The organism is Hoyosella subflava DQS3-9A1 (genome assembly GCF_000214175.1).
GTDB classification, from domain to species: domain Bacteria; phylum Actinomycetota; class Actinomycetes; order Mycobacteriales; family Mycobacteriaceae; genus Hoyosella; species Hoyosella subflava.
The window spans coordinates 4,553,350-4,579,985 of record NC_015564.1 but is presented as its reverse complement, the minus strand read 5'-3'; the positions used below and the strand labels follow the sequence as shown (position 1 = coordinate 4,579,985).

Sequence of the window (26,636 nt, the reverse complement as noted above, 5' to 3'; positions counted from 1 at the left end):
GTCACTCTCCCTTCACTTCCGGCGCGTCCGTCACGTCCGGGCTGGTTTCGGAGGTCGCGGATTCTGGGGGCACGGTGGCTGACGGTGCGGGCGCAGGGGCATCCGCGGTTCGCTCCGCGGCTTCTGGCTCCGTCCCCTCGGCTCTGGATGCCGATAGGGTGGGGCGGTCCGGCGCCTCGGGTGCTTCCATTCCACGTTCCCGGGCGATGCGCAGTCCGATGAGGGTGGGGTCACCAGGTTCGGTGTCCAGCGCGCCAGGACGCGGATCGGGGAAACCAGCGAGGATGCGTGCTGTCTCGCGGAACGTGCAGAGCGGAGCACCTCGGGTGGGTGTGACGGTCTTGCCCGACCGCAGATCGTCGACTATCTGCTTTGCCGACTGTGGGGTCTGGTCGTCGAAGAACTCCCAGTTGATCATCATCACTGGGGCGTAGTCGCACGCCGCGTTGCACTCGATGTGTTCCAGCGTGACTTTGCCGTCGGCTGTCGTTTCTCCATGGCCGATGCCCAGATGCTTTTTGAGTTCAGCGAAGATCATGTCTCCGCCCATCACAGCGCAGAGAGTGTTGGTGCAGACACCGACGTGATAGTCGCCGGTGGGCGTTCGCCGGTACATCGAGTAAAACGTCGCGACCGCGGCGACTTCGGCGCCGGAGAGTCCCAGGTGCCTCGCACAGAAGTCGATCCCCGCGGGTGTGATGCAGCCGTCTTCGGACTGCACGAGATGCAGCAGCGGCAGCAGCGCTGACCGGGACTCGGGGTAGCGCGCGATGATCTGCTCAGCGGCCTCGCCGAGCCGTTCGCTGATGTCCGCTGGGTAGCTGCCGCGGGCACCCTCCCGGACGATGAGACCTTTTTCCTCGGGCTTCTGCCCGAGCTGAAGGAAAACTGGCTCCTGTGTGGTCATCGGTCCACTCCACCCATTACGGGGTCGATGCTGGCGACCGCGGCGATGACGTCGGCAACCATGCCGCCCTCGCACATCGCTGCAACGGCCTGAAGGTTCGTGAACGACGGATCCCGGTAATGCACACGGTAGGGGCGCGTGCCGCCGTCACTTACCATGTGCACGCCAAGTTCGCCGCGCGGCGATTCCACCGCCGTGTACACCTGCCCAGCGGGCACCCGGAAACCCTCGGTGACGAGTTTGAAATGATGGATCAGCGCTTCCATCGACGTATCCATGATCTTGCGAATGTGCTCGAGGGAATTCCCCAGACCGTCGGGGCCGAGTTTCAGCTGTGCAGGCCAGGCGATCTTCCTGTCTTCGACCATGACGGGGCCGGGACGGAGCCGGTCGAGGCACTGCTCGACGATCTTCAGCGACTCCCTCATCTCTTTCACCCGGATGAGGTAACGGCCATAGCAATCACAGCCGGTGTCCGTGATGACGTCGAATTCGTAGTTCTCGTACCCGCAGTAGGGCTGTGACTTGCGCAGATCGTGCGGCAGCCCGGTGGAACGCAGAATGGGACCGGTGATTCCGAGGGCCATGCAGCCTGTGAGGTCCAGGTAGCCGACGTCCTTCGTTCGCGCTTTCCAGATCGGGTTCTCACTGAGTATCAGCTCCATCTCGCGGAGCCTTTTCGGCATCAGCGCAAGGAGGTCACGAACCTTTCCGATGCCCTCCTCCGAGATGTCCTGAGCAAGTCCGCCTGGGCGAATGTAAGCATGATTCATGCGCAACCCGGTTACCGCCTCGAAGACGTCGAGTACCTGCTCACGCTCACGGAAACCGAACAGCATCGGGGTGCTTGCGCCCAGTTCGAGGGCGCCAGTAGCGAGCGCGACAAGATGCGAAGAAATCCGGTTCAGCTCCATCAGCAAGACACGGATGACGCTCGCGCGCTCAGGGATCTGCTCAGTGATGTCGAGCAGTCGCTCAACACCGAGGCAGTAGGCCGTTTCGTTGAAGAACGGGGACAGGTAGTCCATGCGCGTCACGAAGGTGACGCCCTGGGTCCAGTAACGGTATTCGAGGTTCTTTTCGATGCCCGTGTGGAGGTAACCGATGCCGCAGCGGGCTTCGGTGACGGTTTCCCCTTCGATCTCGAGTATCAGCCGCAGCACTCCGTGCGTCGAGGGATGCTGCGGCCCCATGTTCACGACGATCCGTTCGTCGTCAGCCCCCTTGGCCGCCTCGCTGATGCTCTCCCAGTCCTGGCCGGACACGGTGAAGACGGACTCGCCGCGCGTGTCTTCGCTCATCAGTTGTAGGCCCTCCGCTCGTCCGGCGGCGGAATAACCGCGCCCTTGTATTCGACCGGGACACCGCCGAGCGGATAATCCTTGCGCTGAGGATGCCCTTCCCAGTCATCGGGCATTTCGATGCGGGTCAGCGAGGGGTGACCGTCGAAAATGATCCCGAAGAAGTCGTAGGTTTCCCGTTCATGCCAGTCATTCGCCGGATACACGCTGTACAGCGACGGGATGTGCGGGTCAGCATCCGGTGCAGCCACCTCTAGGCGGATGCGCCGGTTGTGGGTGATCGACATCAGCGGGTACACCGCGTGCAGTTCGCGCCCCTCATCTTCTGGGTAGTGAACGCCGCTGACCCCGAGGCACATTTCGAATCGCAGCAGCGTCGCGTCGCGGAGTAGCTTCGCGACGAGCACCAGATGGTCCCGGAACACGTGAAACGTCATTTCGCCGCAGAACACGACGACCTTCTCGACTGCTTCATCGAAAGCCACACCTTCAGCGTCGAGTGCCGCGGCGAGTGCATCCGCCACGTCGTCGAAGTAGCCGCCATATGGGCGGGGTGAGCTGCCGGGCAGCTTCACTGGGCGTACGAGCCGCCCGTATCCGGAGGTATCGCCGCTGCCCCGCACTCCGAACATGCCCCTGCGGACGTCGATCACTTCGGATCGTGCACTGCGATCGGGGACGCTTCCCTCGGGACCTGCTGTCGCCTCTTCCTTGCGATTCTTGTCGTGAGAGTCCGTCAACGAAGCAGTCCCTTCAATTCGATCGTCGGACGGGAGGCGAGCGCAGCTTGCTCGGCCGCACGCACGGCTTCGTCGCGATTGACACCGAGGGGCATCTCCTGGATTTTGTCGTGCAGCTTCAGGATCGCGTGTAGCAGCATCTCCGGCCGAGGCGGACATCCGGGCAGGTAAATGTCAACGGGGACGACATGGTCGACGCCCTGCACAATCGCGTAGTTGTTGAACATGCCCCCAGACGACGCACACACACCCATCGACAGCACCCACTTCGGCTCTACCATCTGGTCGTAGACCTGACGCAGTACCGGCGCCATCTTCTGGCTGACCCGGCCGGCCACAATCATGAGATCGGCCTGTCGCGGTGATGCCCGGAAAGCCTCCATACCGAACCGCGCGAGATCGTAGCGCCCGCCACTGGTCGCCATCATCTCGATGGCGCAGCACGCGAGCCCGAACGTCGCAGGCCACAGGGACCCTTTACGCATGTAGCCCGCCAATTGTTCGACTGTGCTCAGCAGAAAACCGCTTGGCACCTTCTCTTCAAGACCCATTGTTTTGTACTCCCGGCACGCTTAATCCCAGCTAAGACCGCCGCGCCGCCACTCGTAGGCGTAGGCGACGGAGACGTTGAAGATGAACAGGGCCATCGCCGCGAGGCCAAATAAGCCGAGCTCGTCGAAGTGGATGGCCCACGGATAGAGAAATACGATTTCGATGCCGAAAATGATGAACAGCATGGCTGTCAGGTAGTACTTGATGGGGAAACGCCCCGCCATCGGCTGCGCTGCGGGCTCAATGCCGCACTCGTACGCCTCGAGTTTCGCGCGGTTGTATCGCTTCGGCCCCACAACCGACGCGATCACGACGGAAACTACCGCGAAGACTACGGCGATCACTCCGAGTACAAGGATCGGCACAAAAACGTTCATCGCCGGAACTTCCCCTCCTCGCGCTACTGTTCCGAGCCGCCTGTGGGCGGGCCGTCCTGCAACCGCATGGTGACGGGCGATCGCTGTGAGGTGGGCTGGCGATCACTCCATCCCTTGAAGCCGAACATCTTTCGGCCGCACTCTTGTGAGCTAGGTCTCAGCCTACCGGGAGGGTGACGTAGTTGGCTTGATCTTTAACAAGTCCAGTGTCGCGGAGGGGACGCCAGGGATGTTTGACTTCCGCCGCGACGGGCTACGTAACGGGAGTAGCTTGTTTACTGAGTGTTCCCTTTTGGCGGCGGGAGGGCATTCGTGGCCGGTCCGATTGATGAGGCAGCGCAGTTCCCCTTGTCTTCCGCGCAATACGGAATCTGGTTCACGGAAAAACGTGCTGGCGGTCTGCCGCTGGTCATGGCGCATTACGTGGAGATTCGCGGCGCCATCGACACTGGCGCGCTGCAGGCCGCGATTCAGCGAGCGAGCGATGAGTTCGGGTCGCCGTCACTGAAAGTGGTCGAGGTGGCCGGCGAGCCCTGCCAATACGTGGATGCCGCACGCGTGCACCGGCTTGAAGTCGTCGACCTGCGTGCGGAGCGAGATGCGATATCAGCTGCTCAGGCCTGGATGCAGCGCGACTTCAGCGAACCGATGGACCTGGCGCACGATGTGCTTGCGCGAGCGTGTCTATTGCAGATCGCCGATGACCGCTACTTCTGGTATTCGAAGATTCACCACATCGCCACGGACGGGTATGGGGGTCTCGTCATCACCGAGCGGATCGCGGAGATCTACAACGCCGCGCTCCGCGGAGAGACTGCCGCGCCGCAGAAGCGTGCCACGCCGCAACAAATCTTCGATTCTGAAATCGCGTACCAGACGAGCGCTCGGTGGGAAAAAGACCGCGATTACTGGCGGGAGCACCTCCGCGAACTCCCCGCACCGGTCAGTCTGTGTGATAGCTCAGCCCCGCCAGCCGCTTACGACCTCGTGTGCTCGGCTGCGCTGCCCCGTCACGTCGACCTCCGCATGGACGAGGTCGCTGCTGATCAGCGCGTGAGCGCTGCACAGATCCTCATCGCTGCCTTCGGCAGCTACATGCTGCGGATGACCAATTCCGACGACATGCTGCTGAGTCTGCCTGTTACGGGCCGCACCACGGCCGTTCTGCGGCGGTCCGCCGGGATGCTCGCGAATGTCTTGCCGATCCGGATCAGGCTCGCCGCGACGACCACCGTCGGGGAACTGATCCATTGTGTGAATCAGCAGCTCACCGCATCGCTGCGGCATCAGCGTTATCGGTTTGAAGACATGCTGCGCGACGCTGATGTGCCACTGGAGGAGAAGGGTCTGCTAGGGCCGACCGTGAACCTCATGTTCTACGACTCCACGATCGCGCTGGGCGACGCGGTAGGTGAGTACCACATTCTGCGCTCCGGGCTTCTCGAAGATCTGCAGGTAAACGTCCTGCAGACGAGCAACGACTCACCGATCACCGTGGAATTTCACGGCAATCCGAACAGATACTCGCCTGTGGTGCTCGAGCAGCACCACAGGCGTTTTCTCGCCTATCTCGAAGACCTCCTCTCCGCTGACCTAGACAGGCCGGTCATTGCTTGCGGTGATTTCGGGCAGACAGGGGCTGACTGGGGTGGCGAAGCCGCAGTTCCCAGCGGAACGGGTCTGCTCGGGCTGCTCGAAACCGGCGCGACAATTGCGGGTGATAACGCCCCGGCTGTCGTGTGTGGGGGCACCGAGCTGACCTATGGGGAGCTCCTCTCCGCCGTGCGCGCGCTCGCCCGGCTCCTGATCGAGCAGGACGTTGGCCCCGAGGACCTAGTAGCGGTTGTCCTGAGCCGATCGCTGAGCTGGGTGACCGCGCTGTGGGGAACGGTGTACGCGGGTGCTGCTTACATGCCGATTGACCCGTCGTGGCCCAGCGCGCGACAGCATCGGGTCCTCGCCGACGCGGCAGTGCGCGTCGGTATAACGGTCGCGGCACACCGCGAAGCGCTACCGGACTCGGTTCACTGGATCGTCCTCGACGACGTGGACGCGCAGCAGGATCCAGCGCAAGCCAGGATCGGTCTGGTCAACGACGGACCAATCGGTGATGTGGAGCGCCGCGCCCACGTGCGGGCATCGAGCGCGGCATACGTCATCTACACGTCAGGCTCGACCGGCGTGCCCAAAGGCGTCGTCGTGACACACGCCGGGTTGCGGTCCCTCGCCGCCGTGCAAGCACGCCGCTGGCAAATACTCGCAGGTGATCGAGTCCTCGCTGTCGCGTCACCTGGATTCGACGCATCGATGCTCGAGGTCCTGATGGCGCATCCATGCGGCGGGGTGCTCGTCATCGCCCCGCCCGAAATTTACGCCGGTGCTGACCTCGCAGAACTTATGGACCGTGAACAGGTTACTCACACCTTCCTCACACCCGCGGTGCTCGCCACGATTCCCGCCACCGCGCTGAAATCCGTCCGGCATCTAGGTGTCGGGGGCGAAGCCGTACCGCATGAAATCGTCCGGCAGTGGGGCGTTCGCGGCTCGCTGTTCAATGTGTACGGACCTACCGAAACGAGCATGTGGGTATGCGGAAGATACCTTTCGCCCGACAAGCCGGTGGTACTGGGCAGGCCGATACCCGGCGTAGGTGCGGCGGTACTGGATCGCTGGCTGCAGCCGGTGCCGAACGGCTGCATCGGTGACCTGTACCTCATCGGCATACCCCTCGCGCGGGGGTACTTCCGGCGCCCGCAATTGACTGCCGAGCGCTTCGTCGCATGCCCGTTCAGCGCTGCCGGTGACCGGATGTATCGCACCGGTGACCTCGCTCGCTGGGATGCTGACGGTAACCTCGTCTACGCCGGCCGGGCCGATCAGCAGGTGAAGATCCGTGGTCTCCGGATCGAGCTTGGTGAGATTGAAGCGGTGCTTTCGCGCCAGCCGGCTGTGCGCGCTGCTGTAGTCACGGTCCACAATGGCAGCGATGGCGGAACCCGGCTCATCGCGTATGTGCTGCCAGCGAGTGAAGGCACAGAAATTGATGCCGCGGAGGTGCTCGCGGACGCTGCCACGCAGATGCCCGGCTACATGGTTCCGGCGCAACTCGTGTGCCTTGACGAGTTTCCCCTGACGTCGTCCGGCAAGATCGATCGTCGTGCCTTGCCGGAACCACAAGCCTTCACCTCGACCGACGGTTTCGTCGAGCCACGCGACGAGGCTGAACGCCTGATCGCCGAAGCCTTCGCCGACGTACTTGGTGTGCCCGTCACCGATGTTGGCGCTCGCGATTCGTTCTTCGCGCGCGGGGGTGACTCGATCATGGCGATCCAGCTCGTGTCCCGGCTTCGGGCGGCGAACATCGCGCTGACGGCGCAGGATGTCTTTGAACGCGGAACGGTCGCCGAGCTCGCCCAGCTGTTCTCCACGGAACCAGCGCCTGAGCCGGCAATTGAGCTCGCCGGCGAGAACCTCGGGGAAATGCCGCTCACCCCAATCATGGGGTGGCTGGTCGAGCAGGGCAGCGAGACACCGGAGGTGGTGCACCGCTGCGCGCAGACCGCGTTGCTCACGCTGCCCGCCGGAATTACGCACGATGACCTCGTGGCCACGATGCAGGCGGTGCTGGACCACCACGATGCGCTGCGTGTCCAGCTCCACGAGGGAACACTCAGGGTCAGGGGGCACGGTGCTGTTGACGCCTCTGAACTGCTCCAGGCCGTCCCAGTGTCCGGCCTCGCGGGAACGGAGGCTGTCCTCTCCCGCGAAACGGAAGCGGCGGCAGACCGCCTCGACCCCCAAGGCGGCATACTCGCTCAAGCCGTGTGGTTCCACGAGCGTGCTAGCGGCGAAGCTGGCCACTTGCTCCTGGTGGTCCATCATCTCGCGGTCGATGGTGTGTCCTGGCGAATCCTCATCCCCGACCTCATATCGGCATCGTTGCAGGTGGCCGCCGGGGAGCCACCAGAGCTGCCACCGGTGCGGACATCGCTGCGGACATGGACGCGAAAACTGCACGACCACGCCACTGAGCGGCGAAACGAGCTCGAATTCTGGCGACGAAACCTGGATGCGGTCAGGCCCCTGCGCGGATCACGTTCGGTCGATCCCGCGCTCGACGTACACGCCACATGCGAGTCGCTAACGTTTGACCTTCCCGCCGAAATCACCGAACTGATCCTTACTCGGCTCCCATCCAAGTATCGCGCCGGTGCTGCGGATGGTCTGATCACTGCTCTAGCGCTCGCAATAGCTGGGTTCAACGAGCACCCGCGCGCCGCAATCACGCTCGAAAGTCATGGTCGCGAAGACAGTGCGGTGCTGCCCGGCGCAGACCTGTCTCGCACCGTTGGGTGGTTCACCTCGGCGTACCCGGTACTGCTCGACCTCGCCGATGTCGACCTCGACGATGCTTTCTCCGCTGGATCAGCGGCCGGTGTTGCGATCAGACAAATCAAAGAGCAACTCCTTTCCGTTCCAGATAAGGGCATCGGATACGGTCTCCTGCGGTACACCGACCGAGGGACGTCCGACGATCTGCGTGCTCTCCCTCAGCCCGCTGTGAGGTTCAATTATCTCGGCCGCGCGGACGTCCAGCCTGCCGGCGCCGACGCGCAAAGCTGGCTGCCGGTCGGTGGGGGCCGCGCATTCGGGTCTGTCGCGCATCCGCGGATGCCTGTCGCGGCAGCGCTGGATATCACTGCGATCACTGTCGGTACGAACCACGGCCCGGTCCTTGAAATGACGGTGACCTATCCGCAAACCATGCTCGATGTGGCCGAGGTGCAGCGATTCGTGGAGCTGTGGAAGCGCGCGTTACGTGCGCTCGCCTGCCACGCCTCTCAACCGGGCGCAGGTGGCCTTACACCGTCGGACGTGCTGGCGCCCGTCACGATCGAGGACCTCGACTATTTGGCCCAGCAGGGTGGGTTTGCCGACGTGTGGCCGCTCGCACCACTGCAGGAGGGCTTGTTTTTTCACGCCACCGTTGCAGCAGGCCATGCGGATCCCTACGCAGTCCAGTTCGTCCTTGAACTCGAAGGCACCGTGGACGCAAAGCGACTCCAGCGGGCTATCGATGCACTTGTCGTGCGCCATGCCAGTCTGCGCCTGGCGTTCAGGCGGTGCGCGGACGGGCGACCACTTGCGCTTGTCGCCGACGCAGTTGACGTGCCCTTCTCGGTGGTTGAGGCGCCGGCCGGGACATGGCGAGAGATCGCCGACAATGCCCGGGCCGTTCCTTTCGACGTTGACAAGGCGCCCCTACTGCGGGCCACGCTGATATGCGAGCCCCAGCGCGGGCGTGCAAACGATCGGTGGCGGCTGATCGTCACCAACCATCACCTCTTACTCGACGGCTGGTCGATGCCCCTGCTTGTCCGCGATCTCCTCGCCCTTTACGCCGCGGACGGGGAAAGTTCAGCACTGCCGCCCGCAAAACCATTCAGCGACTACTTGCGCTGGCTCGACAGCCGCGCCGAGACAGCGGGTCTCGACGCCTGGCGGACAGCGCTCGCTGGCCTCGAGGAACCCACCCAGACCGCGCCTGCAGCGGAAGCACTCGCTGACGTCAGTGCCCTTCGCACGATCAAGTTCACTCTGAGTGGAGCAGCCACGTCGCGACTGTCAGCTTTCTCGCGCTCAGCTGCGGTCACAATGTCAACGATCATTCAGTTCGCGTGGGGCCTCACGTTGTCCCGCGTGACCGGCGACGAGACCGTCGTGTTCGGTGCGACTGTCTCGGGCCGTCCAGCAGAGGTACCAGGCATCGAGTCGATGGTGGGACTCTTCATCAACACGGTTCCCGTTGTCGTGCGAGTCGATCCGTACGCGCAAGCGGATCGCGCACTCGCGGCGCTGCAACAGCACCACAATGCGATGCTCGATCATCATCATGTGCCGCTGCCTCGTATCCTGCGGCAAGCGCCCCGGTCACTCCGGGGTATCAACCTTTTTGACACGCTTATTGTCCTCGAGTCGTATCCCCTCGATGAGGGTGAAATCGCGGACAAGGACTTCGCCGGACTGCGGGTGACGGGGTATTCAGGTGACGATGCCACGCACTACCCACTCACGCTGCAGACTCATCTCACCAACGGACAGCTCGACGGCGTGCTTCGGTATCGGGGCGACGTCGTTCCTGAAGCCTTGGCACAGTATTGCGCCGCCCTCGTGGAACAGACACTAGAGACCCTCTCGGGTGACCCGAAAACGTCAGTCGGGCGCCTTGGCTTGGCCAGCCGAACCACACATCCCCGCGCTTCTGGAGGCCCACCAGCCGGACAGCATGAAACCCTGGATGAACTATTTCGGCACGGTGCCCGCCTCGCTGGCGCAGAGGCGCCCGCGATCATCACGCCTGGCAGCGACAGCACCTTTGTCAGTTATGGCGCTCTCACGAGTGCAGCCAACCGTCTTGGCCGATTGCTGATCGAGCGCGGTGCCGGCCCTGAGGAAACCGTCGCGGTCGTGCTCGACCGTTCCGAGTATCTGGTGCGCGCGCTGTGGGGGATTGCCGTGGCAGGCGCGACGTATCTCCCAACCGATCCCGCATGGCCTCCTGCCCGGCTTGGATTTGTTCTCACGGATGCCGGAGCCCGTCTTGGCGTCACCGTGTCGCGCTACCGTGACGCGCTGCCCGACTCTGTGCATTGGATCGTGCTCGACGCGGCCGAGACGGAAGCCCGTTCGGCGGAACTCAAAGCGGCGACAGTTACCCAGTCCGAACGTGTCGCCACTCTCCGCACAAACAACACGGCCTACGTGATCTACACCTCCGGGTCGACGGGCATACCCAAGGGTGTGGCGGTCAGCCACGGTGGACTCGGTTCGCTGGCAGCAGTTCAGCGCGAAAATTTCGCCATCGAGCCTTTAGATCGGGTGCTCACGGCTGCCTCGCCGGGATTCGACGCCTCGCTGATGGAGATGCTGATGGCGCTGGCATCGGGCGCTGCCCTCGTCGTCGCTCCAACTGGCATATATGGCGGGGCGGATCTCGCCGCTATAGCGGAGGAAGGGGCGGTGACCCACGCGTTCCTCACTCCAGCCGTGCTCGCATCGCTGCCAGACGGTGCGCTTCCCACGGTACGTGTGCTGGTGACCGGCGGGGAAGCGGTCACCCCCGACGCGGTGACGCGATGGGCGTCCGGGCGCCGGTTTTTCAACGCGTACGGCCCCACCGAAGCCACCATTTGGTCCATCGGCACCCGACTCGACGCTGAGCGCAGCGTCACCATCGGCGCTCCTATCGCGGGCATGGAAGTGCGAGTCCTCGACCGCTGGCTCATGCCGGTGCCCGCTGGTCTGACGGGTGAGGTCTATCTCGTGGGGGAGGGAGTAGCGCGGGGCTATGTGGGGCGACCTGGCCTGACCGCGGAACGTTTCGTCGCGGCTCCCAGCGTCACCCACGGTGCACGCATGTACCGCACTGGGGACCTCGCCCACTGGAATGAACACGGGCAACTTGTGTATGAGGGCCGCGCCGACACCCAGGTGAAGCTGCGGGGTATACGCATTGAGCTGGGTGAAATCGAAGCCACGCTGACACATCAACCGGGCATTTCGCAGGCCACGGTGGTCACTCACCGAGATTCTGCGGAAAGCAGCGAGCGTCTCGTGGGTTACGTTGCGGCTGCGCCGGACATTCAGCCCGCGGATGTGCTCGCAGCTTTGCGGACGGAGCTTCCCGCGCATTTGGTGCCGTCGCAGCTCGTCGTCCTCGAACAACTTCCCATCACGACGTCGGGCAAAGTCGACCGCCGCGCCTTGCCTGAACCGGGGCCGGTAGCTAGCCGCGATTTTATTGAGCCGGTTACTCCGAGCGAGCGCCGCGTCGCCGCGGAATTCGAGGCGGTGCTTGACGCACCTCGTGCTGGCCTCCGCGATTCCTTCTTCGAGTTGGGCGGTGACTCGCTGAGCGCGGCACGCCTCGCGGCACGGCTGGGTGTGGGGGTCCGGGAAATTTTCGACGCGCCGACTGTCGGAGAGCTGGCCCGCCAGCTCTTATCTGGTCCAGTGTCGTGGGCGCCGCTACCGCGACCTGACCCGGTGCCGCTATCGCCCGCCCAGGCGCGTATGTGGATCGTCAACCAGCTGGATACTTCGTCACCCGCGTACAACATCACCCTTGGGCTGCGCTTGCGCGGCCAGCTAGACACCGCCGCGCTAGTTGCTGCGGCAAGTGACGTTGTCGCGCGGCACGAGTCACTTCGCACCGTGTATCCCGCCGGGGAGGGGACACCATATCAACTGGTATTGCCATCGAATTCTTTCAAGATCAGCCACATGCGGGTCGAGAACGATCAGCAATTGAAGGGGCAGATTCGAAACCTCACTCGGAATGGCTTCGATGTCGCGGCAGCGGCCCCGATGCGTATGCATGTCCTGACTCTGAATTCGCAGGATCACGTACTCGTCGCCGTTGTGCATCACATCGCGGCCGATGGTGCGTCGATGCGGCCACTCGCAGCTGACTTGATGACGGCGTACAGGGCGCGGTGCGAGGGACGCGTTCCGAATTGGCCCAGTGAACCCGCACAGCACCCAGACTTCGCGGTCTGGCAGTGGCGTCGGCTGGGAAGCGTGACAGACCCGGAAGCGCTTGCGGGAGCGCAACTCACATACTGGCGACACTCGCTTGCCGGCGCTCCCGAACTGCTGGAGTTGCCTACCGTGAGATCGCGTCCGGCTGTGGCGTCACACGGTGGCGGTGCGGTGCATTTCAGCATCTCCGCAGAGATCGGGAAACGTATCCAGTCCCTCGCTTCGGCCCAGGGCGCGACGCCGTTCATGGTGCTTCACGCGACCCTTTCAGCGCTCCTCTCCCGGCTCTCAGGGATAAAGGACATTGTCGTCGGCACTCCCGTCGCCGGTCGCGGCATACCGGAATTCGACGATCTTGTCGGCATGCTCGTGAATACGGTCGCGCTTCGAACACGGGTTGAACCGAATCAGCGCTTCGAAGACTTTCTCCAGCACGTCAGAATGGTGGACCTCGACGCCCTGCACAACGCGGACATTCCGTTCGAGCAGATAGTCGAGGCGCTGGACCCGCCCCGCACCACCGCACACGCCCCCATCATCCAAGTGGTTCTTGCGCTCCAAGACCCCACGGCCGTTACAGTGCAGCTTCCGGGCATCGACGTGGAGATGCTGCGCATCGACCCGACTGAGAGCCAGTATGACCTGGAAGTGATCCTGGAGCCTGCCCTGGACGGTGCGCCGGGCTATCGCGGCACCCTCGTCTACTCGACTGATCTCTTCGACAACGCCTGGGCGGATGAATTCACAGACACCTTCTGCGGCGCCATCGAAGCCGTAGCCGCATCGCCGCACTCCCCGGTTGGGGCATTGCTGGACGGCGACCACCACCGGCCGGCCCTCACCGGAGGCGATCCGGAGGCGGCGACATCGTTGCGCGACATCCTCACTCGGGGCCGGGTCACCGCAGGCAACGACACACCGGCGGTCATCTTCCCCAGCCTGGCTGGCCGGGTGGAACTGACTTACGAAGAACTCGACCTGAGGAGTTCTGCGCTCGCAGGCATGCTCATTGAGCAAGGCACGCGTCCGGGCGACTATATCGCGGTCGCGACCGGCCGATGTGTCGAGTGGCTCGTCGCGCTGTGGGCGGTTGCGCGACTCGGCGCTGTGTACGTTCCGATCGATCCTGTGTGGCCGTCCTCCCGCATCTCATACGTCCTGACTGACGCGGGAGTCTCGTTAGGCCTCACCGTGTCGGCGCATCGGGGCGAGTTGCCGGATGCCTGCTCGTGGACCGTCCTGGACCAGTCCTTGCCAGTGCGGGGCGAGATCAGCGGTGCGCTGCCCGGCCTCGTCGACGCCGCGGAATGCGCCTACGCGATCTACACCTCCGGGTCGACAGGGACCCCGAAGGGAGTGGCGGTCAGTCACTCTGGACTGAGTTCTCTCGTCGAGGCGCAACGGTCGTGGTTCAGCGCGGGCGCCGGTACGCGCGTCCTCGCCGCCGCCTCACCGGGCTTCGATGCGTCGCTCCTCGAGATCCTCCTCGCACACGGCTGCGGCGGCACCCTTGTCGTCGCTCCCGCTGAAGTCACAGGCGGTGCGCCGCTCGCGGAACTCGTAGCCGCGGAGCGGGTCACTCATGCTTTCCTCACCCCAGCGGTGCTGGCCTCACTTCCCGAGGGGTCGCTGTGCTCGGTGTCGACCCTCGTCACGGGTGCGGACGTCGTCTCCCCGGATGCGGTACGCCGCTGGGCGCCGCACCGGAGCTTCGTCAATGCGTACGGTCCCAGCGAAGCGACAGTGTGGGTGACGGGCGCATCCCTCACCGTGGATGGCGCGGTGACAATTGGAAAACCGATACCGGGCGCGTCCCTGCTGGTGCTCGATGCGTGGCTGAATCCGGTGCTTCCGGGAACGCCGGGGGAGCTATATGTGGCAGGGCCCGCGGTGGCATGGGGCTATATCGGTCAGTTTGGCCTCACCGCATCACGTTTTGTCGCGAATCCGGCCGGATCGGGAACCCGGATGTATCGCACGGGCGATCTGGTGCGCCTCGGCGGCAGCGGAGAGTTGGAATATCTGGGCAGGGCCGACGATCAGGTGAAACTGCACGGTCAGCGTGTCGAACTCGGGGAGGTTGAGGCCGCTTTGCAGGCGTGCCCCGAGGTTGGTCAGGCGGCGGTGGCCCACTGGGGGTCCAGGCTGATCGGGTACGTCGTTGCGGACGGCCCTCTGGATGAGATTGACGTTCTCTCGGCACTGAGTGAGACGCTGCCGCACTACATGGTCCCCGCCCAGTTGCATGTGCTTGACGTGCTGCCATTAACCGCTTCAGGAAAGGTCGACCGTCGCGCGCTGCCCGAACCAAACCGGCTCCCGGCAGCGCGCGATGCCGTGCCACGTACCGACATGGAGCATGCGATCGCGCGGGCGATGGCTGAGGTCCTCCACATCGATCCGTCAGAAATCGGAGTCCGTGACTCCTTCTTCGCGCTAGGTGGCGACAGTATCGTTTCGATCCAGCTCGTTTCCCGCCTATCCGCGGCGGGCATTCCCGTAACGGCACGGGATGTGTTCCAACACAAAACTATCGAACGACTCACGCGCGTGGCAGCGAAGAAGGCAACTGATGCCCCCGAGGTTCTGGCGGAACTGCCAGGTGGGGGCGTCGGTGAAATGCCACTGACACCGATCATGGAGTGGATCCTCGCGAGTAGCGAAGTGGCCACGGCGGGTGATCCCTGGGAAACCCTCGCGACCTTCGCTCAGTCAGCTTTGCTGACGGTGCCTATGGGCGTGACGCGCCGCGAAATCAGCGCGACACTGCAGACCATACTCGACCGGCATCCAATGCTGCGATCACGAGTAGTCCGGCGGGGTAATGAGTGGCGAATGGAGGCGATGCCCACGGGCTCGATCGACGCTGATGCGATCCTCACCGAGGTGGTATGCACACCCGAGGCGTCACCTGGGACAGCAGGTTTCACTTCGTACGTTGAAAGCATGCTGCGCGCAGTCGCGGCGCGGCTTGACCCCCAAGCAGGCCGAGTCGTCGAAGCTGTCTGGTTCCGCGCGGAGCAGGACAGGTTGCTGCTGATCATCCATCACTTCGCTGTCGACGTCGCATCCTGGCGGGTTCTCGTCACGGACTTGGCTGCTGCCTGGCACACGCAGGCTGTAGATGGAGAGCAGCCGGCAGAGATGCCGCACCCGGGCACATCGTTCCGGCGGTGGGCGACCGCGCTGAAAACGAGCGCACACGCGTGGATAAGCGAACTCAACTATTGGACGAACATCCTCAGGCATGACGAACAGCTTTCCGCCCGTCACACGGCGGACGCTGCGCGTAGCCACATCACCGTAGCGGCGCCCGTAGATCTGGCGAAGCGACTCCTCGATATCCCCCGCAGTGCTGGAGGGTCGGTGGACTCGGTCCTCCTCACCGCTCTCGCTCTGGCGACGGCACGATGGTATGGCAACGACATCAGCAACCTCGTTGTCAGTGTCGAAGGGCACGGCCGCGCGGAAACAGCAATTCCGGGCGCCGACCTTTCACGGACCGTCGGCTGGTTCACGACCAGATACCCGCTGCACCTCGGGCCCGTGAGGCATGACTCACGCTGGGATCCCGCGCGAGTGGTCGCTACTTTCCGTCACATACGGCAGGCGCGGGCCTCGGTGCCGCACAACGGCATTGGGTACGGTGTTTTGCGCTATCTGAACGCTGAGACGCGATCAGCTATGGCGGCTTTCGCGCCACCAAGCGTCAGCTTCAACTACCTCGGTCAGATGAACCAGGCACCGCAATTGGGGGCAGACTTCGCGCTCGCGCCTGAGCGTTTGGATACAAGCATGCTTGCGCCGCACGTCGACGATGCAGTCCTGTCAGTGACCGCCGGTGTCGACGAGGGTGGAGAACTCGTAGCGCATGTCAGCGGGGCGCTCGACCGAGGTGCGGTGGAACGCTTTAGCGCATTGTGGATAGAAGCGCTCGGAGCGGTCGCGGGCTGCGCGATGACGAGCCCATCATGGGGCCTGGTGCCGTCAGATGTGCTGGCAGACAACATCACTGTCGCCGACCTGGATCGTTTCACCGCACGCTTTGGACTTTTGGATGATGTGTGGCCCCTGGCTCCGCTGCAAGAGGGGCTGCTCTTCCACACCGCCATGGCGGATTCTGCCGAGCAGCACGCGGATACCTACCTGGTCCAGCTCGTCCTTGAACTCGAAGGCACTGTCGACGCTGATCGGCTCGAGCGTGCAGTGCGGGCGGCAGTTGCGCGCCATGCTGCGCTTCGGGCGGGGTTCACGCGGAACGCGTCGGGCCGACTCGTGCAGGTCATCCCTTCGTCTGTGCACGTTCCGTTCGAGTCTATTGAACTCGCGGGGGAGCAGAGCCGGTGGGACGCAGTCCTGAGACGCGACCGAGAGACCGCGTTCGATCTGAACTCGGCACCGCTGTTGCGTGCGGCGCTCGTACACCTAGGGCACGGGAAGTCGCGTCTGCTGCTGACCCACCATCACGTGCTGCTTGACGGCTGGTCGATGCCGCTGTTCATACGAGAGATATTGCAGCAGTACATATCCCCGGAGAGTGGTGTCCCAGCAGTCCCGGCGGCTGCGTTCAGTGACTATCTCGACTGGCTCCGGTCCCGCGACAGATCTGCGGGAATCGCCGCCTGGTGCGAGGCGTTGAGCGACATCGACGAACCAACGCTGATCCTGCCACCCGAGACGAGCATCCCAGAAACCGCGGACACTGCGAGCACGCAGGTTGATTTGCCGCCGCATGTCTCAGCGGCCGTCGTCGAACTGGCCCGCACACTCGATGTGACTGTCGCGACTGTGATCGAGTTCGCCTGGGCAGTAGTTCTTTCCGGCCTCACCCATCAGAACCGTGTGGTCACAGGTGAGACGGTCTCCGGGCGGCCAGCGGAACTGCCGGGTGCCGAATCGATAATCGGCTTGTTCATCAACACACTGCCGCTAGCTATCCGGCTCGATCCGAGTCAAACTGTCGCAGCCGCGCTGGTGGAACTGCAGCGGCGCAAAGCAGAGCTTGTAGACCATCACGACGTCCAGCTGTCCGAGATCCTGCGCACAATCGGCATGCCCGCCCTGTTCGACACACTGACCGTGTTCGAGTCGTACCCCGGCGATCCAGCAGAACTCGCGAAGGCGCAGGTCGGCGGGATGAAGGTCACCGGTGTGTCGGGCTCAGACCATGCGCACTACCCCCTCATCGTGCAGTCCAGCCTGGCGGCTGAGGGATTACGAATAGTGGTCCGCTACCGGCGTGATCGCGTTCGCGATTCGCTGGCGCAGGCCTGTTCCCATCGCCTCGGCTACGCGCTCGAGAAGGCGATTGATAGCCAGATACCAGTGTCGGCACTCAGAGCAGGCGACGGCGTGCCCTTGCGCTGGGGTGACGAGATTGTTTCACGTGAAGCACTCGACACCGTGCTCCGCTCGGCGCTCGCTCGTGCGGGGAGTGATGCCCCAGCGGTGGTCTGGCGCACCGCGGACGGCATGCACAGCCTCTCGTACGGTGAACTGGACGCACAGTCTGACCGGCTCGCTGAGATTCTGAGAGGTGCGGGAGCGGGGCCGGAGACTCTCGTTGCCGTGGTTACCGGGCGTTCACCGCAGTTGCCCACTGCTTTTTGGGCTGTCATGAAAGCCGGTGCTGGATACCTCCCCATCGACCCGATGTGGCCTCATGCCCGGATTGCCCAGACACTCGCAGACTCCGCTGCAGGCGTGGGCATTACGCTCGCCGCCCACCTTGATTCGGTGCCCACCGGCATCCCGTGGATCGTGGTCGACACGGTAGATCTTTCGCGACCCGCACGCCAGGCGCCACCGCCGCACACAAGGGTCGATCATACGGCGTACGTCATCTACACCTCCGGTTCGACCGGACGCCCGAAAGGGGTCGTCGTCACCCACAATGGACTGGGGATACTCGCCCGAGTTCAGCGCGAACGCTTCCGGATCGCGCCAGGCGCGCGCGTGCTCGCTGCGGCATCACCCGCATTCGATGCTTCCGTTCTAGAGCTCCTCATGGCGTACGGCTCTGGCGCGGCGCTCGTTCTCGCCCCACCGGACACGACGTCGGGTCTGACGCTGGGTGAATGGATCGCCTCGGCCGGGGTCACCCACGGGTTTCTCACCCCAGCGGTACTCGCCACCGTGCCCAGCACTGCCCTGTGTTCGGTTGACGTGCTCGTCACGGGTGCGGAGGCGGTGCCCGAAACACTTGTGCGAACGTGGGCGCCGGGACGACATTTGTTCAACGCGTACGGTCCCAGCGAGGCCACGGTGTGGACGACAGGCACGCGTCTGATCGAGGGTGACCCCGTGACAATCGGAACGCCGATTCCCGCAGCCGGCGCGATAGTGCTGGACGGCTGGCTTCGGCCGGTGCCGACGGGCGTCACCGGCGAGCTTTATCTTTGTGGGCCCGCCCTTGCACGCGGCTATCTCAACCAGCCAGGACTTACCGCAACGCGCTTTGTGGCGAACCCACACACTGCAGAGGGCACGCGCATGTACCGGACCGGCGACCTTGCCCGCTGGACGGCGGAATGGCGCCTGGAGTACCGCGGTCGCGCGGATTCTCAGGTAAAGATTCGAGGTCAGCGGGTAGAACTAGGTGAGATTGACGCCGCCCTCGTCAGCCACACGCACGTACGGGCGGCGGTGACTGTGCTCCACAAGGAAAGCTCCACGGACGGGCAGCGTCCCGTTCAGCAGCTCGTCGCGTACGTGACCCCCACACGCGGCGCGGTGGATTCGGCGGCAGTACTTGCATCACTCGCCGAACGGCTACCGTCGTCGATGTTGCCCGCACAGCTCGTTGTACTCGACGAGCTGCCCCTGACGAGTACGGGCAAGGTGAACCGGCGGGCGCTGCCTGCACCGTCGCGCTCCACTGCCGAGGCCAGTGATCCACCCAGAAATCCGGATGAGCGCCGTGTCACGGAACTCTTCGCAGATGCGCTGAACCTTCCTGCTGCTGCTATTGGACGAAATGAGTCCTTTTTCGCGCGCGGTGGTGATTCGCTGTCCGCAGGTCAGGTGGCTGCGCGGATCGGCGTCAGCGTACGCACAGTGTTCGACATGCCCACCGTCGCGCAGCTCGCACGTGTGGCGCCGAGCGCCGAAGCGGTGATTCCCCGTGATCAGCGGCCTGAACGGGTGCCGTTGTCCCTCGCGCAGACCCGGATGTGGTTCCTCAACCAGTTCGACCCGACGTCTCCGGCTTACAACATCGTGCTGCCGGTACGCGTGCGGGGTGAACTCGATGTCGATGCGCTTCGTGCTGCATTCGCTGATGTCAGTGCGCGCCAGGAGATTCTGCGCACCATTTACCCGGCGGACGCCGGGGTGGGATACCAGCATGTTCTGGATCCACGAGAAGCCGCCGTTGACATGGTCGTCAAACCGATCGACTACGAGAGTGAGCTCGAGCCCGCCGTCCGGAACCTGATGTCGGCGGGATTCGACGTGACACAGGAACTGCCCTGGCGTGCCAGCCTATTTACGCTGGGCCCGACCGACTTCGTGCTGGTGGTCGTGCTCCACCACATCGCAGCTGATGGTGCGTCAATGGAGCCGCTGATGACGGATCTGCTGACCGCGTACGCGGCACGCCGAGCGAAAACGGTGCCGGACTGGACGCCGCTGCCCCTGCAGTACGCCGATTTTGCGCTGTGGCAACGGGCACAACTTGGTGCTGCCGCTGATCCGGATTCGATAGCGGGGCAGCTTGTTCGGCATTGGCGGAAACGCCTCGACGGCCTCCCTGACATGCTTGCGGTGCCATCCGATCTGCCACGCCCTCCGGTCGCCACGCACCGAGGCTCCGCCGTCCGGTTCGACATTCCGGCGGAGTTGCTTGCGCGGATCGCTGAATGTGCGCGCCGCCACGACACCACGGTTTTTATGGCGGCGCATGCGGCACTCGCGACGTTGCTCGCGCGTCTGACCGGCACCAGTGACATCTGTATCGGTGCACCTGTGGCGGGACGCAGCCACAGCGGGGTCGAGGGCCTCGTCGGAATGTTCGTCAACACGCTCGTATTGCGAACCCATATTGATCCGGAAATGACAATCCGTGACGTATTCGCGGAGGTGCGAAGGACCGACACTGACGCACTAGCCCACGCCGACTTGCCTTTTGAGCAACTCGTCGACGCGATGAAGCCTGAACGCGCGACGTCCCATGCGCCCCTCTTCCAGGTGATGCTCGCGCTGCAACAGTCTGGAGCCGCGCCGTTGCGCGCCGGAGATATCGAGATGAGTAGTTTTCCCCTCGATCCGGTCACCTCTCAGCACGACCTTCAGATCGTGCTGGCTCCCGACGGTGACGGGCTCAGCGGAATGGTCATCTATGCGACGGACATCTTCAGTGCGCGCTGGGCGTCCTGGTTTACCTCGCAGTACCTGCGGGCGCTTCGCTTCTTCGCCGACAATGACGACGCGCACGTCGGCGCTCTCACGGCGGGCGCCGCGCCATGGACGGTCAGCGAAACAGAACCACGGGAATCTAGCCGGGCTAGCTTCGCGGAAGTGCTGACCGCGCACGGTAATCCGGCACGCACGCAGACACCGGCAGTGGTGGGCTGGGATGCCGATGGGGTGCGCCACGAACTGTCGTTTGCGGAACTGAACGAGCGCGCGAACTCGCTCGCAGCCGCACTCGTGGCGAATGGCGCGAATGCTGAAACCGTTGTAGCAGTAGCGATCTCACGATCGATTGACGTGGTGATCGCGCTGTGGGCCATCGCCAGGTCGGGTGCCGCGTACCTTCCCGTCGACCCGGCGTGGCCGAGCGCGCGCATCGAGTACGTGGTCACGGATGCGGGTGCGTGGCTTGGCGTATGCGACCGAGGCAGGACACCCGAGATTCCCGAACTGGTGCCGTCAATAACGTGGCTCGCGCCGGATGCGTCCGCCGATCGCCCCGTCACTCTGCGTGCGCCCCGTCCGGCTGAACTCGCCTACGTCATCTACACGTCCGGCTCCACCGGCACGCCGAAGGGCGTCGCGGTGACACATGCCGGCATCGAAACCCTGGCCGAAGTGCAGAGGTCAGAATTCGGTGTTTCAGCTGACGCACGGGTGCTCGCTGCGGCCTCCCCAGCCTTCGACGCCTCCATTCTGGAGGTGCTGATGGCGCACGGTTGCGGCGCGACACTCGTGATCGCACCCCCCGACGTCTACGGCGGGCGCGAACTCGCCCGGCTGATGCGGCGCGAACGGGTGACGCACGCATTCTTGACGCCCGGCGTACTGAGCGAGACACCCACCGAGGGTCTCGATGCGCTGCGCACGGTGATAACGGGCGGCGAATCCGCATCGTCCAGCACCGTCGAACGATGGGCTGAGCACAGGTGCCTGTACAACGCCTACGGGCCCAGCGAAGCGACAGTGTGGGTGAGCGGAACCAGACTCCTTGCTGAACAACCCATCACGCTCGGCGCTCCGATACGTGGTGTGCAACTTGTCATTCTCGACCCGTGGCTCAACCCCGTTCCTGTCGGCGTGACCGGTGAACTCTACGTCGTCGGTGCCGCGCTCGCGCGGGGCTATCTCGGCCGCAGCGCGCTCACGGCCGAACGCTTCGTTGCGTGCCCCTTCGCTGGCGCTGGTGAGCGCATGTACCGCACGGGCGACCTGGCCGCCTGGACGTCAGATCATCACCTTTCGTATCGAGGGCGCGCCGACCTGCAGGTGAAGATCCGCGGGTTGCGCATCGAACTCGAGGAGGTCGAAGCGATCCTCGGCGGGCAGCCAGAGATAGACCGCGCCGTTGCGGTTGTTCCCACGACGAGCGGTCCGACGCGTCTTGTCGCCTACGTGAATCTCGTGCCTGAGCGTGCCGCCCAGTTCGATGAGCGCAGCGTCCTGTCCCGGCTGCGCGCTCAGCTTCCGTCCTACATGGTTCCGGCGCAGCTCGTTGCAGTCGATACGTTCCGCCTGACTACGGCGGGCAAGATCGATCGCCGTGCGCTCCCCGCGCCGCCGCCGTTGCGCCGCGCGAACGACGATGTGCGTGGCCCTCGCACGGAGCGTGAGCGCCTGATCGTCGCGGCGTTCGCTGACGTGCTCGGCGTGCGCAGCGATGACATTGACATCAACACGTCGTTCTTCGACCTCGGTGGAGACTCCCTTTCCGCGGTGCGGGCAGCTGCGCAGATAAGTGATGCACTCGGCGAATCAGTCAATGTGAGAGACGTTTTCGATGCCCCAGCAGCGGTGGACCTTGCCCACCTGCGTACATCCCGCTCGGTCGCGAAACCATTGGTACCGCAACCCCGCGGTGAGTTCGTGCCACTATCCCTCGCACAGACGCGGATGTGGTTTCTGAATCAGCTGGACCCGGCATCACCGGCCTACAACATTTCACTAGCGGTCCGGTTGAGCGGCCCGCTCGATCGGACCGCGCTCGACGCCGCACTCAGGGACGTGGTTGCCCGGCACGAGACACTGCGGACCGTGTATCCCTCCCGTGATGGCGTCGGATATCAGGAAGTGCTTGAGCCGGAGCCCACTCGTGTGCGTCTGGAAACTGTCGCGGTTAGCGGGGAACAGGAGCTGGACGAGGCGCTACGCCGCAACGCCTCCGCCGGCTTTGACGTCTCACGGGCTGTGCCGCTGCGCCTGTGCCTATTCCGGCTCGCGGCAACCGAGCACGTACTGCTGATCGTTGTCCACCACATCAGCGCGGACGGCGGGTCGATGGGTCCGCTTGCTCGCGATGTGATGAGCGCATACGCCGCACGGATACGCGGCGGCGAGCCCGAGTGGGTTCCCTTGCCGGTGCACTACGCCGACTTCGCGATGTGGCAGCGTGACGTCCTGGGGGACCCCCACGATCCCTCATCTCTTGCCGCAGCGCAGATCGACTATTGGCGCAATGCACTCACTGGAGCTCCTGACTTGCTCAGTCTGCCGACGGATCGGCCGCGCCCAGCGGTAGCGTCCGCTCAAGGCGGCACGGTTCGGTTCGAGCTTCCGGCACACACCGCACAGCAGCTGAGGATGCTGGCACAAGACCATCAGTCGACGCTCTACATGGTGCTACACGCGGCGTACGTGGCACTGCTTGCGCGCCTGTCTGGGAGCAGCGACATCTGCGTCGGTACACCGATCTCGGGCCGCGGGCCGCGGGCCCTCGATGATCTCGTCGGGATGTTCGCCAACACGCTGGTGCTTCGTACACAGGTAGACACAAGCGGGAGTTTCGCTGAGCTGCTCGCCCATGTGCGTGAACGGGATATCAGCGCCTTTACCCATACCGAGCTGCCTTTCGAGCAACTCGTCGAGGCGCTGAACCCGCCACGTTCGACCGCGCACAGTCCGCTCTTCAACGTCGCGTATTCCTTCCACAACCTGACGCCCGAAGAGTTTTCGCTGCCAGGACTGCAGGCAAACATCGTGGACCATGAGATAGGTGTATCCCAGTTCGACCTGCATCTCATGGTGGTTGATCACTCGGAGGGTAGCTCGCTGCCGGTGGCATTTACGTATTCCGAAGCGCTGTTCGATCGCGACACTGCCTTTGAATTTGCTGCGTTGCTGAACCGTGTGCTGGACGCTATCTGCGCGGACGTGCATGCCATAGTCGGTGACCTCGAGCTAGTGCCGGCCTTAGAGCGCGAAACCCCTGAGCTGACAGCGGAGTACGGAACGCTCGTGGAGATGTTCGAACACCAGGCGCAACGGACCCCGGATTTGCTGGCTTTCGTGGGCAGGGACGGGGCCCGCACCTACCGGGATTTTCATGCTCGTGCGAATCAGTTTGCGCGGCGACTTATTGCGTGCGGTCTTGGCCCAGGACACACCGTGGGTATCGCGATGCGGCCCTCGGAGCGGATGCTAACGGTCCTCCATGCGGTGATGAAATGTGGTGCGGCCTACGTACCTCTCGATATCGAGCATCCCCCGGAGCGCATCGCGCACGTGATGCACGTGGCCGGCGTCGGGCACGTGGTCGCGGATGACGGGGTACAGCTACCTGCAGATACAGTCCGGATCACGTTCCTGGAGCGGGAGCTTCCGCACTATTCCTCTGCGCCAGTCACGAGGGCCGAACGAACTCGTCCGCTGCGGCCACTCGATCTCGCCTACATCATCTTCACGTCAGGTTCGACGGGCGAGCCCAAGGGTGTGGCGGTGCCACATGCGGCTGTCGCTCATCAGATCACCTGGATGCAATCCGAGTACCCCATCGGTCCAGCGGACACGATGCTCTGGAAGACACCCGCGACCTTCGATCTTTCTGTCTGGGAGATTTGGTGGCCGCTGGCGGCGGGTGCGCGCGTCGTCATCGCGGAGGCGGGAGAGCATCGGGACCCCCGTTCGGTTGCGGCACTCATGAGCGAGTTCTCCGTAACGACAGCGCCTTTCGTGCCATCCTTGCTCGCCGCATATCTGGATACCGCGGAAGCTGGGCGATGTTCGTCGCTGCAGCACGTCCTGTGCATTGGCGAGCCGTTGCCAGCGCGGCTTGCCGACCGGTTCCGTGCGATCTGTCCGGCTGAACTTCACAACCTCTATGGGCCCACTGAAGCCGCTGTGAGTATCACGCATCTGCGCGACGTCACGCACGCAGCGACAGAGTGGGCATCCGTACCCATCGGCGAGGCTGAGGCCGACTGCGGTGTATACATTCTTGATCGTCGACTCAAGCGTGTGCCACGAGGTGTGATCGGTGAGCTATACGTCAGCGGCCCCCAGCTTGCTCGCGGGTACGTAGCACGGACCGGTTTGACCGCCACCCACTTTATTGCGAATCCGAACGGGCCCGTGGGCAGTCGGCTGTACCGGACAGGCGACCTCGCGCGCGTCAATCGCAACGGTGAAATCGAATGCGTCGGCCGCGTAGACCTGCAGGTCAAATTGCGTGGGCTGCGTATCGAACTGGAGGAAATCGAGTCAGTGCTCTCGCGGCAACGAGGCGTCGTGCACGCGGCGGTACGCGTCGACGCTGTTCGCGGTCGCGGTTCGGAGCGACTGACCGGTTTCGTGGTTCCCGAAAAGGGAGAGTTCGATGCGGACACGGTGCTCGCCGGTGCGCGACGCCTATTGCCCGAATACATGGTGCCCGGCGAGTTGGTAGTGCTTGATGCGTTGCCGCTGGGGAACACAGGCAAACTGGACCGTAAGCGGCTTCCCGTGCTCGACGCGGTGACACCGCGCACACAGTTCGTTGCGCCGCGAACTGCGCTCGAACGAAAGATTGCCAGCGTTTTCGCGGAGCTGCTGAACGTTCCGCGGGTGGGTGCGTTCGACTCGTTCTTCGAGATAGGGGGCAATTCCCTTGCCGCTTCTCGCTTCGTCGCGATGCTGGAGTCCCGGCACCGGTTGTCCGTACCGCTGCAGTGGATGTTCTCGGACCCGACCCCCACTTCGCTAGCGCGGCGACTTGGGGCCGATTCCGCAACTCATTCCGCGAGCGATCAGTCCGGGTTCGAAGTTCTGCTGCCGCTGCGGAGGGGAGGGCCGGGGCTGCCGCTGTTTGCCATTCACCCCGCGAGCGGGCTCGCATGGTTCTTCGGTGCGCTGATCGGCCATATTGACCCTGGGAGGCCGGTCTACGGGCTGCAGGATCCTCACGTCGTCGCGGGCGAACCGATGCCGAGTTCAGTTGAAGAGTACGCACGCCGGTACATCGCGGAGATACGGCGGGTTCAGCCGCACGGGCCCTATCACCTGCTGGGCTGGTCGTTCGGCGGTGTCATCGCACACGCGATGGCCGTGACTCTGCAAGCAGACGGTGAGGAAGTTGCTTTGCTTGCGGTGTTCGACAGCACCCTCGAACCGGATCCGCACGTGCCGGACCCGGCGGATATTCCGGATTCGTTCGAGGACCTGCTTGGCGGATGGCGCGACCTTTTCGGTCTTGACCGCGTTGTTCGTGCCACAACGAAGCAAGAGGTCCTCGACATAATCCGGGGGAAGGTCGTGCAGTCCCACATGTTCACTGCCGAACAGGCGGACCACATCATCGACAGCTTTGCCTCCGCCGGGCAGATCATCGAGCAGTACCGGCCGGGCGTATTCGAAGGCGACGTCGTCTTCTTCTCGGCCACTGACGACGCGAACGCTGGTCACCCGAATGGCCGAGCGGCAGCAACGTGGCGTCCCTTTGTCACGGGGGCTGTGTACGTCAACGAAGTCCCGGTCGGGCACCTGGAAATGACGCACCCCAAGGCGATTGCTGAGATCGCGCCCGTGCTGAACCGTTTCCTGACTGCACCGTGAG

At 63.9% G+C, this 26,636-nt stretch carries 6 protein-coding genes; 1 reads left to right on the top strand and 5 read right to left on the bottom strand.

Translation table 11 applies throughout. The features are described from left to right. Position 1: 1 nt before the first annotated feature. The 5 genes from nuoE to AS9A_RS21155 are packed head-to-tail and all read right to left on the bottom strand — an operon-like array spanning position 2 to position 3,877. Complete coding sequence (nuoE, locus tag AS9A_RS21175; protein ID WP_013809211.1) at positions 2-907, bottom strand: NADH-quinone oxidoreductase subunit NuoE; 906 nt, start codon at positions 905-907, stop codon at positions 2-4. Further along, entirely contained in the window at positions 904-2,208 is a 1,305-nt protein-coding gene (nuoD, locus tag AS9A_RS21170; protein ID WP_013809210.1) for an NADH dehydrogenase (quinone) subunit D, read from the bottom strand. The genes nuoE and nuoD overlap by 4 nt, the downstream gene beginning before the upstream one ends. Continuing rightward, positions 2,208-2,948 carry an NADH-quinone oxidoreductase subunit C gene (locus tag AS9A_RS21165; protein ID WP_013809209.1) on the bottom strand — a complete coding sequence of 247 codons (741 nt, stop codon included), beginning with the start codon at positions 2,946-2,948 and terminating at the stop codon, positions 2,208-2,210. Before AS9A_RS21165 ends, nuoD begins: the two co-directional genes overlap by 1 nt. After that, on the bottom strand, positions 2,945-3,499 hold the full coding sequence (locus AS9A_RS21160; protein ID WP_013809208.1) for a NuoB/complex I 20 kDa subunit family protein: 555 nt from the start codon (positions 3,497-3,499) through the stop codon (positions 2,945-2,947). Before AS9A_RS21160 ends, AS9A_RS21165 begins: the two co-directional genes overlap by 4 nt. A 21-nt stretch (positions 3,500-3,520) precedes the next feature. Continuing rightward, entirely contained in the window at positions 3,521-3,877 is a 357-nt protein-coding gene (locus AS9A_RS21155) for an NADH-quinone oxidoreductase subunit A (protein ID WP_013809207.1), read from the bottom strand. A 312-nt stretch (positions 3,878-4,189) separates the two neighbouring features. On the opposite strand from AS9A_RS21155, the gene AS9A_RS21150 reads away from it, so the two are divergent. Beyond that, entirely contained in the window at positions 4,190-26,635 is a 22,446-nt protein-coding gene (locus tag AS9A_RS21150) for a non-ribosomal peptide synthase/polyketide synthase (RefSeq protein WP_013809206.1), read from the top strand. Position 26,636 lies beyond the last annotated feature (1 nt).

Coding starts and splice junctions, on each gene's coding strand:
- nuoE (WP_013809211.1), bottom strand. CDS start 907: ATGACCACACAGGAGCCAGTTTTCCTTCAGCTCGGGCAGAAGCCCGAG.
- nuoD (WP_013809210.1), bottom strand. CDS start 2,208: ATGAGCGAAGACACGCGCGGCGAGTCCGTCTTCACCGTGTCCGGCCAG.
- AS9A_RS21160 (WP_013809208.1), bottom strand. CDS start 3,499: ATGGGTCTTGAAGAGAAGGTGCCAAGCGGTTTTCTGCTGAGCACAGTC.
- AS9A_RS21155 (WP_013809207.1), bottom strand. CDS start 3,877: ATGAACGTTTTTGTGCCGATCCTTGTACTCGGAGTGATCGCCGTAGTC.